The organism is Colwellia sp. BRX8-4 (assembly GCF_014077345.1).
GTDB lineage: Bacteria > Pseudomonadota > Gammaproteobacteria > Enterobacterales > Alteromonadaceae > Colwellia_A.
The window spans coordinates 67,539-82,579 of the sequence record NZ_JACGVS010000002.1 but is presented as its reverse complement, the minus strand read 5'-3'; the positions used below and the strand labels follow the sequence as shown (position 1 = coordinate 82,579).

Here is a 15,041-nt window from a genome sequence, read left to right as displayed (position 1 = left end):
CCCACTTATTCCCACATTGATACAGTTTAGTGAGAAAAGTGAAGTCATGTCAAGCAAAGATTGGTATAAATGATCTGGCCGAACGCCAATAAAATTAAGGCTTTGAGCAAAGTTGATGAATTTGTGGGGTTTTGTGGATCCTTGCCCCAGAATATGTAATACAATTAATTTTTTAGCTAATTTCGAAGAAAAGATGAGCGGTTAGCGACTACTTACTTGATACCAATGAGTCCTATTATTAACAACCAAAAAGCAAAAAATAATTTCAACTTAGTTGCTGAGAGGTGCGTCACTAAGGTCTTAGCAAAAATACCGCCAAGCAAGGCACCTGGACCTGCGAATAGCACCACTTGCCAATAAATTTCAAATTGAATCAAGGTATGCTGCCAGATGGCAGACCAAACAGTAAAAGCTGAAACAATCACGGCTGCGGCCACGGCCATACTAATGTCAAAACGTCGAAGAATTAAATAAATAGCCAATAACTCACCAACACCTACCGATAGCCAAGCGGTAAGCGCACCACCAAATAGTCCTATGGTGGTTAAAGCGAGCCAATCAAAAAGGTAGAGTTGGCTACGCTCGCGATGTGGCTTAATAAAGAAGATAGTGCCAATTATAAATAGGCCAAGCACTAAAGAGAACCAGCTAAAGCTGTGATGCAAAGAAGTGGGTGAGCTAAGTTGATTACCATAAACAAACCAAATACCCATAATTGAGCTTATTGTGGTCACACTGATAATACGTTTAAACCCTTGCCATAAACGTAATTGTGTTTTTTCACTATGGTAATGAAACCACCAAGTAAAAGCGCCGGCAGTCATACCAAAACATTGAATAGCAAAGCTGGTCGCTATAGATTGTTGTTCAGTAAAGTTGAGTTGATTAAACAATGGGATAAAGACAACCCCGCCACCTGCTCCCGTTGAATTGGCAAAAATACCGCCAAGTAAGCCAATAAAACTAAAGACCCCATACTCACGAATGTCTTCGATAGCTATAGGAGACATTACTAGCATGCCAAACCAAATCGAAATGAATAATAAAATAAATTTAGGGTTATTTAAGCGAAAAAAATTCACTGAATATTAACGCTTACTTTGCTGAGCCTGTTTATCGGTAAGGAATGTTATCGCTGCTGCCGATAAATTTTTATTAGAAATGTAACTACGCCCCTGAGCGTGTCTTATTAACCAACCTAGCTGGGTGTTTTGTATTAATTGCACGTCTGACCACAATAATGTCAAGCTAGCGTAAAATGATTTACTCACAATGCCCTGTTCATCAATCGTTAAATCAACATTACCTTTGGCGGCTTTACTGAGCATTTGTCGCATCACCCACCACGGTTTTTGATAATAGGTACTGACGGCTTCAAGAATACCTAAAGCAAAAACAAACCAAGCTGCATAGGGATTCATTTCGGTAAACAGTACTAACAACATTCCAGCAACGGTTAAGGCAATTGATTTTTTATAGGCGCTTATTGAAGTAACGATGACAACAGATTCGCTAAAACATTCTTGAAAATGGGCTTTGTCTAATTCGTAGGTTGTTGAGTAGGTAAAAGGCTGTGACATAAAGATAAAAAACTCAGGTAAAATAATAATGTTATTTTACCTGAGTTTTTAATAAATGATGAAGTAAATAGTGATTAAAAGTTACGGTTACTTATATCTCATCATTGGCTGTTGGAATTACCACGTCTTCAATGTTAATTTCTTCGGCGATCATACCCACTTCGACACGGTCAACGCGTTGTAGACCTCTTGGTAACTTATTGCCACGGCGACCACGCTCACCACGATAGTGTTCAACATCGCTGGCTTTTAAGGTTAACTTACGTTTACCCGCGTGCAATGTTACCGAACTTTCTGCTGAAATAACGTTTAGTATCGAAACAAATTCTTCACGGCTTTTCGCTCTTGCTGCAGAAATATTAATAATTTTGTTACCTTTACCTTTACTAAGTATCGGTAAGTCTTTAACTGGAAATACCAGCATTCGACCTTCAGACGTAATGGCAAGCACTAACATATTATCAATATTAGCAATTGGTAATGGTGTATTCACTTTGGCATTTGCTGGCACGCTTAATAATGCTTTACCATTCTTATTGCGGCTGATCATGTCAGAAAATTTACCAACAAAACCATAGCCAGCATCACTGCTGAGTAAATATTTGCTTTCATCACTTGCCATTAAACTCGTGACAAACGTTTCTCCTGTCGATAGGCTAAAACGGCCACTTAACGGCTCACCTTGGCTTCTTGCCGTTGGCAATGTATGAGCGTCGGTGGTGTAAGCACGCCCCGTTGAGTCAATAAAGACCACAGGATTATTGCTGCGCCCTTTTGAAGAACATAAGTAGCTGTCGCCTGATTTATAACTCAGCGCTTCGGGTTCAATATCATGACCTTTGGCACAACGCGCCCAACCCTTGTGAGAAACGACAACGGTAACGGCTTCACTGGGGACTAAATCTTTTTCAGATAGTGCTTTTGCTTCGCTGCGCTCAATAAGAACAGAACGACGGTCATCACCATATTTTTCAGCCGCTTCTTGAATTTCTTTTTTCATTAGCGTATTCATTCGCGCTGTTGAGTTTAATATTTTTTCAAGATATTCACGTTCTATATTAAGCTCTGCTTGCTCTGCTCTTATTTTAATTTCTTCAAGTTTAGCAAGTTGGCGAAGCTTAATTTCTAAAATTGATTCTGCTTGACGTTCTGATAAATCAAAACGAGAAATCAGTTCTTCTTTGGGTTTATCAAAATTTCGAATAATTTCGATAACTTCATCAATATTTAAATAGGCGATCAATAAACCGTCTAATAAATGTAAACGAGCTAACACTTTATCGAGACGATACTGCAAGCGACGACGCACAGTTTCGCGACGATATACCAGCCATTCTGATAAAATAACCCGCAAGTCTTTTACTGCAGGTTTATTATTCAAGCCAATCATGTTTAGATTAACACGATAACTTTTTTCTAAATCGGTACTGGCAAACAAGTGATTCATTAATTGTTCTATATCAACTCGATTAGAACGAGGGATCACCACTAAACGGGTTGGATTCTCATGATCAGACTCGTCACGCAAATCAACCACCATAGGTAGTTTTTTCGCATTCATTTGCCCAGCAATTTGTTCAAGTATTTTGCCGCCAGAAGCTTGATGAGGTAAAGCTGTAATAACAATATCACCCTGCACAACCTCAAAGATGGCACGCATCTTAATACTACCTTTACCGGTTCTATATATTTTTTCAATATCGGCTTTAGGTGTAATTATTTCAGCATCGGTGGGGTAATCAGGACCTTTGACATACTCAAGTAAATCACTAATTTCCGCTTTAGGTTGTTCAATTAAATGCACACATGCATTAGCCACTTCACGAACGTTATGGGGCGGAATATCGGTAGCCATACCAACCGCGATGCCGGTAATACCATTTAAGAGTATATGAGGTAAACGAGCAGGCAAGGTTTTAGGTTCATTCATGGTACCGTCAAAGTTTGGTGTCCAATCAACGGTGCCTTGACCTAATTCGGCAAGTAATATTTCGCTAAAACGTGATAAACGTGATTCGGTATAACGCATAGCAGCGAAAGATTTCGGATCGTCTGGCGCGCCCCAGTTTCCTTGTCCGTCAACCAGCGGATATCGATATGAAAATGGCTGAGCCATTAATACCATAGCTTCATAGCAAGCAGAGTCGCCATGTGGGTGAAATTTACCCAGCACATCACCAACAGTACGCGCTGATTTTTTATATTTTGCGTTGGCAGACAAACCTAATTCAGACATCGCATAGACAATACGTCTTTGAACTGGCTTCAAGCCATCACCAATATGTGGTAAAGCTCGATCCATGATCACGTACATCGAATAGTTTAAATAAGACTCTTCGGTAAATTGTCGAAGTGGTCGCTGTTCAATACCTTCGAGGCTAAAATTAAGCGCGTCTGACATGAATTAATTCCTGAATTGTCAACCTGTTAGGGAGTAGCCCTACCCGTGACTTTGGTTATTATTTTTAGATTACATTTAGCTAGACTCTAGCTTATATGATTATATAGCTGTTGCCAATCAAGATGCGCCTTTGAGAGTACATTTTGAATGACAATAGGGAGACAAGGCAGGAAAACACTTCTTTATCAAAACCTGTAAATTAATCGTTATTATTTTGGCCTTCATCATTAAACTGACAGACGCGGTTGCGTCCGTTAGCTTTAGCATAATACATCGCTATATCAGCTGCATTAAGTAAGTCATCAAAATTTGACTCGACTTGCTCCAAACAAGCAACGCCAATACATACCGATAGTTGTTCGTTAATATTAAATTCAGACCAGTCTTTACTTGCCACTTTTTCACGTAAACGCTCGGCTATTGCCTTAGCTTCAGCACAGCCTACCTCTGGTAATATACCGGCAAACTCTTCACCACCTAATCGGGCAAAAAGATCGCGAGAGCGCATAGTTTCACTGCCTAGTTCGGCAATTATTTTAATAACTTCATCACCAATATCGTGACCGTAAGTATCATTTATATTTTTGAAGTGATCTATATCTAATAGAATGACACTTAAACTCTGTTTTTCATTGACCGCTGTGGCAACTGCTTCAGCGCCTTTTTCAAACAAAGTACGTCGGTTATATAAGTTAGTTAGACTATCTACTTTTGCTAAATATTTTAATTTTTTTCTGACTTTTATTTGTCTCAATAGAAGTACAAAGAAAACAATAACAGTGACAACTAGTATTAAAATATTACGTTGCTGAGCAAACTTTTTATTCTCTGCGGCAATAATTTTTAAACGTTTAATTTTATTTTGATTGGCTAATAATTCATTTTGTTTAATTTTTTCATCAGTTGCATAGGTTTTATTAAGATCTTTAATTTTATCAGCTCGTGTTCCATCAAAGTATTGGTAACCATTTCTTATATATTTTTTCTTATAATCGAACGCTTGCTTAAAGTCGCCCAAAGCAGAAAATGAGCGAGCAAAAATCAGATTCACTTCAGAGAATTCAGGTAAATAAAGCTGCTTTTCAGGGATTTCATCTCGTAAGTTTAATGTCTTCTCAAGCCAAGCAATAGCCTGTTTATCCTGTTGTGCATGGTGCTCGATTAAAGCGTGTATCAAAAATATTAAATACTGTTCTGCGGCGTTAAAAGTTGAGTTGATTTCTTCTAGTTGTAATAAAATACCGGTAACTTGCACAGCATCTTTTTGATCGTTTTGTTGAACCAGTGATAACAAAGACAAAATACGAGCATTAATTGGTAACGGCTCTTTATTGTTCAAAATATTTTCAGGCTCAGCAGGCGCATTGTCACTCTTATTTTCTTCTGCAGCTAACGCTTCGTCAACTGAATAAGCTTGCGCTACTGAAGAAAATGCTACATTTGCCAAGTAGAAGCTCAATAAGACACACAGTGATATATTAGAAAAAGAGTAATGCTTCATTAAAAACACACCTTATTTCTACCTAAATTTTTTGCTTGATACATATTAATATCCGCGTCTTTTATCAGTTGAGCAAAACTTGTAGTACTTCCTTTTTGGTAAGAAGATATACCAATACTGACCGTAACCCCAGTGAGTTTTTTATATGACCAAACTTTATTTTGAATACTCAAGCGTAATCTCTCAGCCAAATCATAAGCATTTTCGGGTGAAGTGTTCGCTAATAAAGCAATAAATTCCTCGCCACCGAAACGGCCAAAACAATCACTTTGACGCATAATATGGTTAGCCAAGTCAGCAATATCTTTGAGTATTTTGTCACCAGTATTATGACCAAAGCTATCATTTATCGCTTTGAAATTATCAACATCGAGCATTAATATACTAAAAGGTGTCTGTTCTTCTTCCGCTCGCGTAAACATTTGCTCACCCAACTCGATTAAACGCCGGCGGTTAGCAACACCTGTTAAATCATCAACTTGGCTAATTCGAACAAGATGTTTTTGGCTTTGTAACATTTTAAGCAAAAACCAAGCGAGTATGACAAGCACCGTACCGACAAAAATAATCAACAAATGTAAATTTTCTTCGTAGTAGGTCACATCGTTAAGTTCTATTATTTGTACAGACTTCTCCTGTTCAAGTATTTTGTTTTTTAAGTCTGCTTGTTTGCTTTCAAAACTTAATCGTAACTCTTCAATTTGTTCCATGTTTATGTTTTCTTGATCTTTAAATAAACGCGTTAAAAATTGAGATTGTTTTTCATAAGCTTGCTGATATCTTTGTGTTTTATAATAAATTTCAGACTGCAAATACATCAAGTGATAATTTGAAAAAGTATTTTTTGTTTGACTATTTTTTGCTAATATTTTTTCAGCGACAGCTAAGTTTTCAAGCGCCTCATCATATCGTTCCATGGCTTCAAGTACGTATGCCTTATTAACGTTAAAAAATAATAAGGCATTATGTTGCTGTACACCTTTTAGGTATTGTTCAGCAAGGGTAATATATTGATAAGCAACATCTAAATCAGGATCTTTCTTCTTAGCGTGTGACATAGACAAACGAGTATAAGCTCCACTTATAACTTCATTGTTACTAAATTTATTAGCACTGGCTATGACTTCTTCAAATAGCTCGATAGCTTGTTCATATCGGCTTTGATCCATGTAGTTCACTGCAATATTTTGTAAACTATTTAACGCATAGAGTGCCATACCCGCTTTTTTATAATGTTCGTAAGACGCTTGGTAAAATTTTATCGATTTTTTAGGGTTATACATATAAGAGTATAAAATACCCAACTCGCTGTTAACGGAACCTTTAAGTTCTTCATTATCTAGAGTATTGGCAATAACCAGCGCGTTATTGAGCATAGTCAACGACTTTTCATATTGTTCAGTTAGGTAATAAATAGCACCTAAGTTGATAAAGCCATCGGCAATAAATTTTTTAGCATCTAAGGATTCGGCAACTTCTAAGCCATTCAAATAATTCTCAACCGCGCCACTAGCATCACCTAAACTTTCTAAAGAAAAGCCACGTAAGTATGAAAGTTGTGAAATCAATATTGTAGGACTAGTTAAATGTTGTGCTATTTTTAACCCTTGTGATGCGGCGCTAAACGCCGATTTATATTGAGAGGCTTCAATATAAACTTCTGACAGTACTTGGTAATACTTTACCTGGTTCCCAACGGTTAACGCATTGATGTTGGTTTGATAAGAATCTAACAGCGCAAGTGCATCGGTAACATTGGTATTTTGTAATTTTTCAACGCGTTCAACAAAAAAGATAAAGTCACGATTGGTTGTGCCATTATCTGCAAATGTTTGCGTTGTTATCAACAAAGCGCTTAACAGAGACCAAAAAACCAAGGCAACTTGTTTGTAACGTTTTTTTAACAAATTCAACCTCTTATTTATAGTTTTAGCCATAGTCTAATCAACTTCAGTTGCAGTATAAAACGATTTAAAGCGAATGATAAACCGTTATTTCTAATTAATTATTTTTCATCCGCATACAGAGAAAATAAAACTAGAACAACAACAACTTTTAAGATAAATTAACAACGCTTTTTGCGTTATAATGTCCTTGTAGCTCAGTTGGATAGAGCAAGCGCCTCCTAAGCGCTAGGTCGGACGTTCGAATCGTCTCAGGGACACCAAAATCACTATTCATAACGATCAACAAACCTCACAAATCCCATTAAAAACAATACCATCAGAGTATTTAGCGATTATTAACGCTTAAAGAGAACTTGTAATAATCACGTTTTATTGTAACACTCATTGTAACACCAGCCCTTACTTTGAGTTTCCAGTGTTACAATTATGGCAAAAACAACTAAGTCTTTAACCAATACAGAAGTAAACAAAGCCAAACCTAAAAGTAAAGAATACAACCTTGCTGACGGTGACGGTTTGGCGCTTAGAGTTAAACCTCAAGGCTCTAAATTATGGATCTTTAACTATTTCCGCCCTTTTACCAAAAAACGGGCAAATATTAGTTTTGGCAATTATCCCGATGTGTCATTAGCTGATGCTAGAGAAAAGCGCACTAATGCGAGAAAGTTATTAGCTAAAGATATTGACCCTAAAACCCATAAAGAAGAAGTTACCGAAGGCAAAAAAGCAGAGTTAAACAATACTCTCTTAAAGGTTGCTGAAGATTGGTTTGAATTAAAGAAGAAAACCATTGCCCAAAATACCGCTAACGACACATGGAACTCGCTTAACAATCATATATTCCCAAAACTAGGTAAGCACCCTGTTACCGCTTTAACGCCTGTTATTGTTATTGATGCGATGAAGCCAATCGCTAATAAAGGCAGTTTGTTTGTTATTAAAAGACTTTGCCAACGCCTTAATGAAATTATGACCTATTCTGCCAATGTAGGCTTGATTGACACCAACCCATTAACAGGCATTTTAAAAGCCTTTGAAGCACCAAAGAAACAACATTACCCGACTATAAAGCCTGAAGAATTACCAAAGCTAATGGCAGATCTAAGCTATTCAACCCTAAGGCTAGTAACACGCTTATTAATTGAATGGCAGCTTCATACCATGGTGCGTTCAAACGAAGCCGCTACAGCAAAGTGGGCTGATATTGATGTTGAAAACGCATGCTGGCGAATTCCTGGCGATGTAATGAAAATGAACAAGCCACACGTTGTACCTTTAACGCCACAAACCCTAGCAATATTAGAACGTATTAAGCCTGTTAGTGCCGACAATGAATACATATTCCCTGCCGATAGAAACCTTAAAGGCCACGCTAACCGCGAGTCAGCAAACATGGCATTAAAGCGTATTGGTTATAAGAACAAATTAGTGGCGCATGGTTTACGTTCTCTCGCCAGCACCACATTAAACGAACAAGGTTTTGATGCTGATGTTATTGAATCGGCATTAGCACACGTTGATAAAAACGAAGTAAGACGCGCTTATAACCACGCTGAATACTTAGAGCGAAGGCGAGTAATGATGGCTTGGTGGTCTGAGCATATAGAACAGGCTCAATCAGGTATGCCAAAAACCAGTAAAGTAATAGCTTATTTAAGAGGTTAATATGGACGATGAACTTCTAGATGATTTAAATGATGAAATTACATATGAAGAATCAAATATTCTAGATTTAGTTAATCATGGGTTATTAGAAAGTAATTATTTCAATTCATTTGAATGGAGTAATAATTGCTATGAGAGAATAAAAAATAATGAAACATTCCCTTTAATTACTAGTGATACTTTATTTGAAAATGATTTAACTCCATCGTTTACATCAAATTTAAATGATTTAAATAATTTTAGATCATTTGGTTCTTTTGAATTAAATTTGCTTGAAAGTAAATTTTTGAAAATAGGAGGACGTTTATCAGAGGTTAATGAATCAAATTATATTATTGATAATCCAGTCGATTTATTTATGAACGACATTCTTTATGGTCAAATTCCGACACCTGAAACTTTATCTTCGTTATATAAATGCTTTAATCTATATTATTTGTCAAATGGCACTTTAACTTTAGAGGATGTGTTTTTTGGAAAACTTATAAAACGTGCTGGTAATTATGCGCAAAGAAAGACTTCAAAGCAGGTTTATTCTGAATTTCATTTTAGCGTAATACGAGAAGATTATAAGAGTGACTTCGATTTAAAAAATTTTGCTCTCAGATACATAGATAATAACCACGAAGAAATACCCTCTTTAAGTTACTTCCACGAAGAGAATATAAATAGTTTTTTAAAAGGTTATGATCGTTGGAAGAGTAAAATAAACGATGAAAAATCAATTACAAAAACAATAGAAGATAGAGAAGCCACCAAAAATTGCTTAACAAGTTTAGGTTACAAGCCTGAAGAAATTACAAAATTAATTACTGCCCACTTTGATAGTAAAATAAATGTAGAATCAAACTTAGTAAATATTTTACAACTAGTAATGGACAAATAACTACAATATTTGTTTTTGCGATCATAATTTATATGTGAATAATAGGTAGTCAGTTAACCAATAAGGAACTGACATGACTATTAAAAAATACTTTCAACTAATACGCAGACCTTCTGTTTTATCTCAAACAGCTAGATCAAAATCCGCACTACAACTTGACGAAAAAGCAGGCCTATTCTGCCCTCCTATCTCGATAGGTGATCGTGCCGTTGCTTATATCAAGCATGAAGTAGAAGCAATAATCCAAGCTCGTATTGAAGAACAAACACCTGAGCAAATTAAACTGCTTGTTTCTGAGCTAATCAAACAACGTAAAGCAGCATAGGGGGCAACATGAATAATTTAATATTTACCGCTCCTGATGGCGCATTACCTGAAACAAATAGCCCAGCTTATGATTTACTTTTAATTCTATCTGACGGCAACAAACACGCTAGAGATTATTTATGTAATCAATTAGGTGGAGGATTTAGGGCTAATCTACAACAACTTATGAGTGGATATTATCAACACTGGCTTATTCACTCTGAGCAAAGCGAATATGAAGGCAAGAAACAAGCATACTACTGGTTAGATGAACGGCACTTTTCTTATGATTGGGAGCAAGACAAAGACGCACGAACTATTGCCCGAAAACAATACAAAGACCGATCATACTATGGCAGTAGAAATGCGGTAAAACGGCTAAAACAAGCGGAGAAAGAAAAAGCCGAAGCTGATAAAGAATATGAACAACGAATAGAAAGCAAAAAGCCCACTGAGGATTAACAAAGTAGGCTTTCATTTAAACTGGCTAGTGGAATAAGTTTAGCGACAAAGCCACTAGCCAACTACCAGAGTATAACCAAGTTAACAGCTTTTCAATAGTTAGTAGTTACAAACCTGTTAAGCACGACCCTGTTTATGTTGATTGTTATTAACCACTATTTATAGGTTTGTTACCCCTATATTTATGGTAATTGTAATAAACCAACTACAACCACGCGGTTTAGACAGGTAAGTAATAACTAACATTGAGCTAGGTAATTAATAATATCCTTTAGCGTTATCTTAGTTAATAAACTATCTAATGGCATATATAACCAAAGACAAAGCATTAGCAGTAAACGGTCAAACTTGGTGGGTAAACTCGAAAGGAAGTGGGTTAATTGTCCACACCATTAAAGCGATGATTAACCAGATTGATGCGATGTTAAGTCACCATAGCAAAATTCACATCATACGGTTTGATCTAAGAGTTTATGAATACACTGAAAATAACGGCATTATTACGGCATTTAATCGTAGATTACATAAATGGCTGAAGCGTAAATACAACTTTAAACGTGTCGGCTTTATGTGGTGTAGAGAACTAGAAACAGCCAAGAAACAACACTATCACTATGCGTTAATAATTGATGGTCACAAGGTTAACTTTCCTTATGAAGTAACCAACAAAGTTAAAGAGCTATGGCGGCAATTAGACGGCTCTGAATACTTTCCTGATAACTGCTATTACAATGTTAAAAGAAATGATTACGAGTCGATACAGGATGCTATCTGGCGTATATCTTACTTAGCCAAAGCTAGGGGGAAGGGGTATAAACCTGAGCAAACTAAAAACTATGGTACAAGTCGCATTAATATAAATGACAGGCAATAAAAAAGCACCAATCAATGGTGCTTTATTCGTTACTCATTACTTGAAAGTAAGAGTATAGAACAGTTTACTGTTTTTTGAATCTACGTGCTGCTAAACCCATAATACCTAATGCGAAGATGGCAATGGTAGAAGGTTCTGGCACACTATTTACAGTACTTTGAGTAAAGTTAGTTGTGACGTAATTAGAGGTATAATCGTCAGAAGGAGTGGCGCGAAAAGTACCTCTGCCACCATAGACGTTCATTGTAGTGTATGGATTTTGACCATTTAAATTTGAATAAGGTCCGTAATTATCAAAAGATATCAAAGTCATAGAAGAAAAATCAAAAGACCAATCTATATCCCCTAAAACTCTTGGATAACCCACATGATTTTGAGCGATGCTGTTTTGTATGATGACATCTTGAAAAACCACATTTGAACCAAAGTATAACGCCATTGAAAGATTAACAATGTCACTTGTATTTGTTGTGCCAGCGCTTATAGCAGTTGACCATTCCCAAACAACAGTATCAAAATTATAGTTAAGCCCTGTTGTTGCTGTATCTAGCTCAATTGTTGTTATCAAGCCAGCATTAGCAAAACCACTTACAGATAAAACCAAACCAGCAACAGCGGCTTTTAACATTTTTATGTTCACTACATATTCCTTTATAATAAATCCCTGAAATAGGGGTATTCTGTTATTGTTGGCTGAACTAAGCAAAAATTACGCCAAACAGAGAAAATACAATAATATCAAAAACTTAATAAAAATAAATCAAGACTTAAATTTATCACTGTAAAGTAACCGGACATTTACATATCGTTAATCGGGTGTTTTTCATACGACTGTGGATTTAGCTAATTTCAACAACCTCATATAGATAAGGATAATACAAGGCATTAGAGCTAGAGAACCAGCCTTATAAAGACCTAAAAAAAGTATGAACTTAGACCTATTTTTCGTACAAGATAAAAATGATATACTGTAATAATATTATTACAAACTAGGTTTAACTTTAATATGACAACAGATAACCAAATACCTACCAATAAATACATGGCTGGCGATATTAGGCATTTAATTAATCAAGCCATTCAAAATGAATTAACCAACTTACCAGAAACACTTTCAGAAATTAAAGACCCTATCCAAAGGTTAAACTTTTTAACAAAGCTTATGCCTTTTGTATGCGCTCCTATTAAACAAGTTGGGGTTATGACTGCTCGTAGAGAAACAGGTGAAGATGATATTTTTTCACTTTAGTTTTTCGGAGTAAATAACTATGCCTAAAGGCCAACATTACGGGAGAACACAAAAAAGGGCTTACACTGGTGAGTATCATCGTATATTTGCTAAGACATTTAAAAACCTATTAACAGTGCCATTCGGTAGCTACTCACTTAATGCTGACTTTCTTAGTATTGAACATCAAAAATTTAAATTAACAGCGCTAGAGTGCGGTACTCGTTTAATGATATTTACTATAAACGATAAAGCCCACCAAATAGCCTTAAAGCTTAATAATAAAAGCGCCAGCAATAAACTATATATCACTTGCCCCTACTGCCAAAAACAGCGACAAAGCCTTTACGCGATTAAATACGCCTATGGTTGTCGGCAATGTATCGGCTTACATTACGCCAGCCAAAGTGAAAGACCAAGCGAACGACTAATGAGGCGCATTAGAAAACTAAGAAAAGAGCTATGGGGTTACGACTGGCCTGAAGTTAATAATATGTTTGAACCAATCGCTTATTGGCCTAAACCTAAATGGATGCGCTGGAAAACTTTTAATCTAAAACGAGATAAGATAAGCGAGTTAGAAAATAAATACTGGCCTATGGTTGATACTCAAATGAAAGCAATGTTTGGTCATAATTTTATGCCTGACTGTTAAAATTTGTTAAGATTTTTCCTAGGTCATAGATTGAATCATTTAAAGTGACTTTTGATTATGGTAACACTCCAAGTAACACTAGAGACAAGACTAAAGCACAAACAAGATATTTAACAATTAGTTAAGCATTGAAAACGACGTCTCTCAGGACACCAAAATCACTAAACTAAGTGATAATTTAAAAACAGACAACTAGCCTTTTACCGCTAGGTAACCCGCTTATAACAGCCCTCACACTTATCATTGCTATAATAAAGTCACAATCAAAGAAATAGCTCTTGGTTAATAAAAATTAACCTGGCACTAAATGAAATATTCACCTGTTTTGTTAATTTTTCTTTAGTTAAAAATACCATTTATAGATCTTTTAAAAGAGAAAGGATTAAAGAAAAAGCTGAAAAAACAGCATCTTTAATTATTAGCCAAAGCTCGTAATCGGCCTCTATAGCAAGCACATAAGAACCTATAAAGCATATAATATAGGGAATACTCTGTATTGATCTGCCATCACATAATCTACTTTATAGATAACATCATAGTATTGCGCCCCACTTTTAATAAGTAGTTTTATCGCTAAATATCAGCTATTAACCTAAAAGCACTATTTTGTTATTAGCTAGCCCCTCGATAAATTTATCCGTAGATCAGCCTACTAGTAATTCCAAAAACAGACTACAATTGTTGCTTCATCAAATACATTTCACTATGAGTCCCCAAATGGAAAAACACAGGTTAAGTTTTGTTCAAATAAACCTTTTAAATGAAAAAATTGCCGAAGTAATTTTTGATAAAGACGTTTATATCTCAATTGAAATGATGGAAGAAATTGAAACTTTTTTTTGTAGTTTTTTTAAAACTGATTTTGGTGTTATCGTCAATAAAATTTATCCTTACACCTATTCACTAGAGGCACAGTTAACGATGGGTTCTCTAATTCATATGAAATCAATAGCCTCAATCAACTATTCTAAAGAAGGTGTTGCTAACACTGAAGATATTATCAATAAACGTAGTAATGATAAGTTAAACGTTAAGCAGTTTAATGGTTTAGAGCTAGGTCGCCAGCAAGCACTTAAATGGCTACAGAAAGAACTAGCTTGATCGCTGGTTGATTCGGAACATAGACACTCCTTGCCACCTCGATAACTGCTACTGCGTTACTCTACTTCCTGCATCAATACGGTCACAGCACCGTACTATTGCCTCCATGGATGAGGGTCTATAATTTGTCGTAAACAAAAATAACGTGCAGAATGCACTAATGCAGAGTAGAGATAAAAAAGCCCCGTAAACGAGGCCTTTAAAATTCATATAATTTATTACCAACGACTACTCACTGGTAGATTTTTCTATTGTAACTTCCTTGTCACCTACGATTGAGATATTACTCAATGCCGCTGAAACAGCCAATACGATTACCGCAAAAATCACTGTTGTCAGCTTAAATCCTCGTGAAGATGACCTGTTCATAAATGTTCCTGTGTCAGGTTTTATAGTTGTTATTTTGACATCTGTACAAAACTCAACCAATCTATACGATTAACATTGGTAATTCAACCATTTAAAATTAATAAAA

15 protein-coding genes and 1 tRNA gene are annotated in these 15,041 nt (G+C 36.0%); 9 read left to right on the top strand and 7 right to left on the bottom strand.

Features of this window, described 5'->3' with window-relative positions:
- Positions 1-212 precede the first annotated feature (212 nt).
- The 5 genes from H4J56_RS02190 to H4J56_RS02170 form a co-directional block, all read right to left on the bottom strand.
- On the bottom strand, positions 213-1,010 hold the full coding sequence (locus H4J56_RS02190; RefSeq protein ID WP_259368142.1) for a sulfite exporter TauE/SafE family protein: 798 nt from the start codon (positions 1,008-1,010) through the stop codon (positions 213-215).
- A 78-nt stretch (positions 1,011-1,088) separates the two neighbouring features.
- The gene (locus H4J56_RS02185) at positions 1,089-1,580 is read right to left on the bottom strand and encodes a YcxB family protein (RefSeq protein ID WP_182229967.1); all 492 of its coding nucleotides are present in this window, start codon (positions 1,578-1,580) and stop codon (positions 1,089-1,091) included.
- A gap of 91 nt (positions 1,581-1,671) precedes the next feature.
- On the bottom strand, positions 1,672-3,981 hold the full coding sequence (parC, locus tag H4J56_RS02180) for a DNA topoisomerase IV subunit A (RefSeq protein WP_182221136.1): 2,310 nt from the start codon (positions 3,979-3,981) through the stop codon (positions 1,672-1,674).
- 199 nt (positions 3,982-4,180) lie between these two features.
- Positions 4,181-5,482 (bottom strand): GGDEF domain-containing protein, encoded by a 1,302-nt coding sequence (locus tag H4J56_RS02175; RefSeq protein ID WP_182258791.1) that lies wholly within the window; start codon positions 5,480-5,482, stop codon positions 4,181-4,183.
- On the bottom strand, positions 5,482-7,389 hold the full coding sequence (locus H4J56_RS02170) for a diguanylate cyclase (RefSeq protein WP_182229965.1): 1,908 nt from the start codon (positions 7,387-7,389) through the stop codon (positions 5,482-5,484). Before H4J56_RS02170 ends, H4J56_RS02175 begins: the two co-directional genes overlap by 1 nt.
- Positions 7,390-7,572: 183 nt before the next feature.
- On the opposite strand from H4J56_RS02170, the gene H4J56_RS02165 reads away from it, so the two are divergent.
- The 6 genes from H4J56_RS02165 (at position 7,573) to H4J56_RS02140 (ending at position 11,582) form a co-directional block, all read left to right on the top strand.
- Positions 7,573-7,649, top strand: a tRNA-Arg gene (locus H4J56_RS02165).
- Between the two features lie 166 nt (positions 7,650-7,815).
- Positions 7,816-9,054, top strand: coding sequence for an integrase domain-containing protein (locus tag H4J56_RS02160; RefSeq protein ID WP_182258790.1), 1,239 nt, complete (start codon positions 7,816-7,818; stop codon positions 9,052-9,054).
- A gap of 1 nt (position 9,055) precedes the next feature.
- Positions 9,056-9,940 (top strand): hypothetical protein, encoded by an 885-nt coding sequence (locus H4J56_RS02155; protein WP_182258789.1) that lies wholly within the window; start codon positions 9,056-9,058, stop codon positions 9,938-9,940.
- Positions 9,941-10,013: 73 nt separating this feature from the next.
- Entirely contained in the window at positions 10,014-10,265 is a 252-nt protein-coding gene (locus H4J56_RS02150) for an AlpA family transcriptional regulator (RefSeq protein ID WP_182258788.1), read from the top strand.
- Between the two features lie 8 nt (positions 10,266-10,273).
- A complete protein-coding gene (locus tag H4J56_RS02145) occupies positions 10,274-10,708 on the top strand; it encodes a hypothetical protein (RefSeq protein WP_259368141.1) in 435 nt (144 codons plus the stop codon).
- 301 nt (positions 10,709-11,009) lie between these two features.
- A complete protein-coding gene (locus H4J56_RS02140; protein WP_182258787.1) occupies positions 11,010-11,582 on the top strand; it encodes an inovirus-type Gp2 protein in 573 nt (190 codons plus the stop codon).
- A gap of 64 nt (positions 11,583-11,646) precedes the next feature.
- On the opposite strand, the gene H4J56_RS02135 is transcribed toward H4J56_RS02140, so the two are convergent.
- Entirely contained in the window at positions 11,647-12,222 is a 576-nt protein-coding gene (locus tag H4J56_RS02135) for a PEP-CTERM sorting domain-containing protein (protein ID WP_310733824.1), read from the bottom strand.
- Positions 12,223-12,588: 366 nt separating this feature from the next.
- On the opposite strand from H4J56_RS02135, the gene H4J56_RS02130 reads away from it, so the two are divergent.
- The 3 genes from H4J56_RS02130 (at position 12,589) to H4J56_RS02120 (ending at position 14,566) form a co-directional block, all read left to right on the top strand.
- A complete protein-coding gene (locus H4J56_RS02130) occupies positions 12,589-12,831 on the top strand; it encodes a hypothetical protein (protein ID WP_182258786.1) in 243 nt (80 codons plus the stop codon).
- Between the two features lie 19 nt (positions 12,832-12,850).
- On the top strand, positions 12,851-13,465 hold the full coding sequence (locus tag H4J56_RS02125; protein ID WP_182258785.1) for a hypothetical protein: 615 nt from the start codon (positions 12,851-12,853) through the stop codon (positions 13,463-13,465).
- 717 nt (positions 13,466-14,182) lie between these two features.
- Positions 14,183-14,566, top strand: coding sequence for a hypothetical protein (locus H4J56_RS02120; protein WP_182258784.1), 384 nt, complete (start codon positions 14,183-14,185; stop codon positions 14,564-14,566).
- A gap of 228 nt (positions 14,567-14,794) precedes the next feature.
- Here H4J56_RS02120 and H4J56_RS02115 read toward each other — a convergent pair whose 3' ends face one another.
- Positions 14,795-14,935, bottom strand: a complete 141-nt coding sequence (locus tag H4J56_RS02115; protein WP_182213288.1) for a hypothetical protein — start codon at positions 14,933-14,935, stop codon at positions 14,795-14,797.
- Between the last annotated feature and the right edge of the window lie 106 nt (positions 14,936-15,041).

Bases quoted from the DNA above. Each gene is read 5' to 3' on its own strand.
- H4J56_RS02190 (WP_259368142.1), bottom strand. From the start codon at position 1,010: ATGTCTCCTATAGCTATCGAAGACATTCGTGAGTATGGGGTCTTTAGT.
- H4J56_RS02185 (WP_182229967.1), bottom strand. From the start codon at position 1,580: ATGTCACAGCCTTTTACCTACTCAACAACCTACGAATTAGACAAAGCC.
- parC (WP_182221136.1), bottom strand. From the start codon at position 3,981: ATGTCAGACGCGCTTAATTTTAGCCTCGAAGGTATTGAACAGCGACCA.
- H4J56_RS02175 (WP_182258791.1), bottom strand. From the start codon at position 5,482: ATGAAGCATTACTCTTTTTCTAATATATCACTGTGTGTCTTATTGAGC.
- H4J56_RS02160 (WP_182258790.1), top strand. From the start codon at position 7,816: ATGGCAAAAACAACTAAGTCTTTAACCAATACAGAAGTAAACAAAGCC.
- H4J56_RS02155 (WP_182258789.1), top strand. From the start codon at position 9,056: ATGGACGATGAACTTCTAGATGATTTAAATGATGAAATTACATATGAA.
- H4J56_RS02150 (WP_182258788.1), top strand. From the start codon at position 10,014: ATGACTATTAAAAAATACTTTCAACTAATACGCAGACCTTCTGTTTTA.
- H4J56_RS02145 (WP_259368141.1), top strand. From the start codon at position 10,274: ATGAATAATTTAATATTTACCGCTCCTGATGGCGCATTACCTGAAACA.
- H4J56_RS02140 (WP_182258787.1), top strand. From the start codon at position 11,010: ATGGCATATATAACCAAAGACAAAGCATTAGCAGTAAACGGTCAAACT.
- H4J56_RS02130 (WP_182258786.1), top strand. From the start codon at position 12,589: ATGACAACAGATAACCAAATACCTACCAATAAATACATGGCTGGCGAT.
- H4J56_RS02125 (WP_182258785.1), top strand. From the start codon at position 12,851: ATGCCTAAAGGCCAACATTACGGGAGAACACAAAAAAGGGCTTACACT.
- H4J56_RS02120 (WP_182258784.1), top strand. From the start codon at position 14,183: ATGGAAAAACACAGGTTAAGTTTTGTTCAAATAAACCTTTTAAATGAA.
- H4J56_RS02115 (WP_182213288.1), bottom strand. From the start codon at position 14,935: ATGAACAGGTCATCTTCACGAGGATTTAAGCTGACAACAGTGATTTTT.